Genomic DNA, 5,735 nt, shown 5'->3' on the forward strand with positions numbered 1-5,735 from the left:
ATGAACTGATTTAGGATTTGAAAATAGATTTTCATCAAACAAAATGAGGGAAAGAATATGCAGGGAAATCAACAATCGATTTCAAATCTTAATACTTCGGGATTATTTCGGGGTACAGCCGAGATACGTGTAAGAATAGACCGTATCCTTACCTTTATTTCTATATTGGATTTATTGAGCTTATAAATATTGTTTCTGTGGTTTCGTCTATTTTTATTAAGTAAATTGTCTATTATGGGTTAACCCTAATCATTCATTAGTTACTGAAAACATTTTATTTCATTTGTGTGATTAGGATGAGTGATAATAGATTCAAAAACAAAAAAGCTGGATTAATGCCAGCTTTTTTTACAATTATAATTACCCATAAATATAAAATATTATTTTTGTGTTTCTCTTTCACCTACAACCTAAGCTAATAATAAAATAGAGCTAGTTACTAACAATGCTATAAAAACTCCCATTAAACATTTCTCCTTTTTACAAAAAATATTTTACCATATTATACCGCATCAGGACGGATCAAATTGTAATAACAAGGAGCATTTATGTTGCAAATGTCACAGAAAAATATTTTTTGGAAAAGAATATATAAAAATGACCTATTTTTACACGTATCTCGGTTGTACCCCATACACAGAAACAGACATAAAACAGACATAAAACACACCTTCCTTTCCTATGATTTTACATAAAAAATAGCGTGTTTTTTCATTTTAAGAAAATTTAATTTTGTTAGCGTAATAGCGATATATGTGCTTTTTAAATAAATTATTAAAATCTTAATGCTTTAAGTAGAAAATTATATAAAACATAGAAAAATTGAGCTATCAAGGCACCTTGCCATAAACTTAAGTTAGAAGAAAGATAAGGGTGTTTTTTAAGATACATATGTAATATACAGAGATTCGTTCCACTGGCTGAAAGAACGATTATTAGGCCTCTTTGAAGGTAGTCTCGGAGCTTTGCTTTTGAAAGAGTGAAAATTGTGCCCAGTAGAAAGCAACGATTTGGTTCTCGTTATCGAACTAAAGTCATAGGACTTATTGAGTTTATTTACCGTGAGGAAATAGAGAAACTGAGTGGTACCGCAATAATCACGCCTCAGGAATCAAGCGTATAATGCGTATTTGATTGTGGAGGTGAGATTTTTTATTGTTTAAAGTAAGAATAATATTTTAAAAAGATCATAGAAATTCAAGGCAAAACAGGAGAGAATGATTAAGTTATTTAAAATAGATTAGAAAAGGAAGGGATAATAATGTTTTAAAATTCTTTTTTTATTAATCTAAGAAAAACCGTGCAGGATGATATCAATGGTTCTGTTGCAAAGTTTGAAAAAAATTATAAATGGGTGGATAAATAAGGGGAATAACTTATGCAGTGGCCATTGATTGTTGTAATTCATTGTACACTGAAAAGGCAAGATTTGTTTGGAAATTTCGCCTCTGTTTATATATAGCCTGAATCGTTTCGATTCCTTTTATGGTACGAGAAGCATGACGAGGAGTTTGAAATCCAGCTGATTTCACAAACCGACGTTTGATATGTCGATGATCTTGTTCAATAAGATTATTACGATATTTAATGGTACAGTGATTGGTATGTACATAATACTCAGCTTTCTGTAATTTTTTGAATGCACAAAGTAAAGCTGGGGCCTTGTCTGTCGTAAGAACCGATGGTTCTCCAAAATGTTTGACCAATCTTTTCATAAAGGCATAAGCAGCTTGATGGATTACGTGTTTTTCAAACTTGAAAGTCCAGTGTATGTCCATCACTATCAATCGCGCGGTATAAATAACACCATTCTCCTTTGACTTTGATATACGTCTCATCTAAATGCCAAGTATGGAGTGCCGATTTGTTTTTTTTCTTCCATATTCGATAGATTAGCTGGCCATATTCATGAACCCAACGCATGATCGTTGTGGGATGATCTGACACACCACGTTCCTGAAAAATCTCAGATACATCACGATAGCTTAAAGAAAAACGACAGTAATAGCCAATGGCTACTAAAATAATGTCTTTCTTGAACTGTTTTCCTTTAAAATATCTCATGTAGCATTCTCCTCAGCACATTTTCCCTACAGTCTCCTTTTTCGTGGAATGGGCAAAAACATCCTGCTACCGAAACGCTGGATTGTGGAACAAACTTTTTCTTGGTTAGAAAACTACCGCAGACTACGGAAGAACTGTGAGTAAACACTTGAAAATAGTAGACAGAGTTGCTTATTGGCATCTGTGGTGATTTTATTAAAAAGATTCTAGATAGGTTCTAAGGGTGAAGTAGGGAAATGGATACCTTTGTGCAAACAGGAGGGGTTTATGAACCGCTGTGGTCTGGAGTTAGAACGTGGATGGATGAGAAGGGCTGGTATTATGAAGTGAGACAAACAATGTGAACAGGATATCTTCCATCCAAGATGTCCTGTTTTTCTGTACTCTCTACTATGGTTGGACTCAAAACGCTTATAGAAGAATTTGAGGATGTTGAAGGGGGATAGGAGGTGATTTGATATATTTTTGGGAAATGTAAAGGTTGATTGTCGGAAAATGATGAGGTTATTTGTAGAAAAGATGTAACAGGAATACATATAGAAAATTACGAATACTTTAAAATGCATAAGACATATTGAAAAAAGAATGATCAATCACTACATAGGAAGGAATATCTATAGGATTTGCGAAAATGATAAATTATGTACAGATAGGTTCTTGTTAAGTCATATGAATTAAAAAATGCTTTAAAATAATCTTTGTTGCAACAGAAAAGAGTTGTGTCTAATTTGAGTATGGGAGGAATAGATATGAATCCATATCAAAATAAGAATGAATATGAAATATTCAATGCTCCATCCAATGGTTTTAGCAAGTCTAATAACTATTCTAGATATCCATTAGCAAATAAGCCAAATCAACCACTGAAAAACACGAATTACAAAGATTGGCTCAATGTGTGTCAAGATAATCAACAATATGGCAATAATGCGGGGAATTTTGCTAGTTCTGAAACTATTGTTGGAGTTAGTGCAGGTATTATTGTAGTAGGAACTATGTTAGGAGCTTTTGCTGCCCCTGTCTTAGCTGCAGGTATAATATCTTTTGGGACTTTGTTGCCGATCTTTTGGCAAGGATCTGACCCTGCAAATGTTTGGCAGGATTTGTTAAACATCGGAGGAAGGCCTATACAAGAAATAGATAAAAACATAATTAATGTACTAACTTCTATCGTAACACCTATAAAAAATCAACTTGATAAATATCAAGAATTTTTCGATAAATGGGAGCCAGCACGTACACACGCTAATGCTAAAGCAGTACATGATCTCTTTACTACCTTAGAACCTATAATAGATAAAGATTTAGATATGTTAAAAAATAATGCTAGCTATCGAATACCAACACTCCCTGCATATGCACAAATAGCTACTTGGCACTTGAATTTATTAAAACATGCTGCTACCTATTACAATATATGGCTGCAAAATCAAGGTATAAATCCAAGTACTTTCAATTCATCTAATTACTATCAGGGCTATTTAAAACGTAAAATACAAGAATATACTGACTATTGTATACAAACGTACAATGCAGGACTAACTATGATTAGAACTAATACTAACGCAACATGGAATATGTATAATACTTACCGTTTAGAAATGACTCTAACTGTGTTAGATCTTATTGCTATTTTTCCAAATTATGACCCAGAAAAATATCCAATAGGAGTTAAATCTGAACTTATCAGAGAAGTTTATACGAATGTTAATTCAGATACATTTAGAACCATAACAGAACTAGAAAATGGATTAACTAGAAATCCTACATTATTTACTTGGATAAACCAAGGGCGTTTTTACACAAGAAATTCTCGAGACATTCTTGATCCTTATGATATTTTTTCTTTTACAGGTAACCAGATGGCCTTTACACATACTAATGATGATCGCAACATAATCTGGGGAGCGGTTCATGGAAATATTATTTCTCAAGACACATCCAAAGTATTTCCTTTTTATAGAAACAAACCTATTGATAAGGTCGAAATTGTCAGACATAGAGAGTACTCAGATATAATATATGAAATGATATTTTTTTCGAATAGCAGTGAAGTATTTCGATATTCATCCAATTCAACAATAGAAAATAATTATAAAAGAACTGATTCTTATATGATTCCAAAACAAACATGGAAAAATAAAGAATATGGTCATACTCTATCGTATATAAAAACTGATAATTATATATTTTCAGTAGTTAGAGAAAGAAGAAGAGTTGCATTTAGTTGGACACATACTAGTGTTGATTTCCAAAATACAATAGATTTAGATAACATCACCCAAATCCACGCTCTAAAAGCTTTGAAGGTAAGTTCTGATTCGAAAATTGTGAAAGGTCCTGGTCACACAGGTGGAGACTTGGTAATTCTTAAAGATAGTATGGATTTTAGAGTTAGATTTTTAAAAAATGTTTCTCGACAATATCAAGTACGTATTCGTTATGCTACTAATGCTCCAAAGACAACAGTATTCTTAACCGGAATAGATACTATAAGTGTGGAGCTCCCTAGTACCACTTCCCGCCAAAACCCAAATGCTACAGATTTAACATATGCAGATTTTGGATATGTAACATTTCCAAGAACAGTTCCAAATAAAACATTTGAAGGAGAAGACACTTTATTAATGACCTTATATGGTACACCAAATCATTCATATAATATATATATTGACAAAATCGAATTTATTCCAATCACTCAATCTGTATTAGATTATACAGAGAAGCAAAATATAGAAAAAACACAGAAAATAGTGAATGATTTATTTGTTAATTAAAACAAAGTTCTTACTAAAATAGATAGTATGGCTGTTAAAAAGTAAGCGAGAAAGGTCGTGAACCCTATGTTTACAAGTGGTGCGAAAAATAGGTTAAAGCTAGAAACGACAGATTATGAAATAGATCAAGTGGCTAATGCTATAGAATGTATGTCAGATGAACAATATTCAAAAGAAAAACTGATGTTATGGGATCAAGTAAAACATGCAAAATACCTTAGTCAGTCTCGAAATTTGCTTCAAAATGGTGATTTTGAAGATGTATTTCATGGATGGACTACAAGTGATCATATGTACATTCAGTCGGATAATTCTACTTTTAAAGGAAATTATCTGAATATATCTGGGGCGCGAGACATATACTTAACGATATTTCCAACATACATTTACCAAAAAATTGATGAATCAAAATTAAAACCGTATACACGTTACCTAGTAAGGGGATTTGTAGGAAGTAGTAAAGATGTAGAACTAGTGGTTTCACGCTTAGATACAGTCATGAATGTACCATTTGATATCCCGTATGTATCTTCTAGGCCTGTTTGTAATGAATTATATGATGGTGAACAACAACCGTATCCAAATGGGAATGTAGGATATTATAATCCAATGTCAGCTTTTACGCCTTCTTACACATCTGATGCTCGTCAGTGTATGCCAGGGAAAAAACAGATAGTCTGTCAAGATTCTCATCAGTTTAAGTTCCATATTGATACAGGTGAAGTAGATTATAATACAAATATAGGGATTTGGGTCATGTTTAAAATATCTTCCCCAGATGGATACGCATTATTAGATAATTTAGAAGTAATTGAAGAAGGGCCAATAGATGGGGAAGCACTGTCACGCGTGAAACACATGGAGAAGAAATGGAACGATCAAATGGAAGCAAAA

General features: G+C 32.7%; 1 protein-coding gene and 2 pseudogenes. 2 read left to right on the forward strand and 1 reads right to left on the reverse strand.

Translation table 11 applies throughout. From position 1 onward, the window contains the following. Positions 1 to 1,376: 1,376 nt before the first annotated feature. Positions 1,377 to 2,064, reverse strand: a pseudogene (locus tag ASE54_RS26905) (IS6 family transposase). 749 nt (positions 2,065 to 2,813) lie between these two features. Between ASE54_RS26905 and ASE54_RS26910 the strand changes: the two are divergent. Both ASE54_RS26910 and ASE54_RS26915 read left to right on the forward strand, forming a co-directional pair. Beyond that, positions 2,814 to 4,841 (forward strand): insecticidal delta-endotoxin Cry8Ea1 family protein, encoded by a 2,028-nt coding sequence (locus ASE54_RS26910; RefSeq protein WP_001070502.1) that lies wholly within the window; start codon positions 2,814 to 2,816, stop codon positions 4,839 to 4,841. 66 nt (positions 4,842 to 4,907) lie between these two features. Continuing rightward, positions 4,908 to 5,735 (forward strand): annotated as a pseudogene (locus ASE54_RS26915) (pesticidial crystal protein); the annotation flags it as partial.

It is taken from the genome of Bacillus sp. Root131 (genome assembly GCF_001429475.1).
In the GTDB taxonomy this organism is placed as follows: domain Bacteria; phylum Bacillota; class Bacilli; order Bacillales; family Bacillaceae_G; genus Bacillus_A; species Bacillus_A thuringiensis_S.

Coding starts and splice junctions, on each gene's coding strand:
- ASE54_RS26910 (WP_001070502.1), top strand. CDS start 2,814: ATGAATCCATATCAAAATAAGAATGAATATGAAATATTCAATGCTCCA.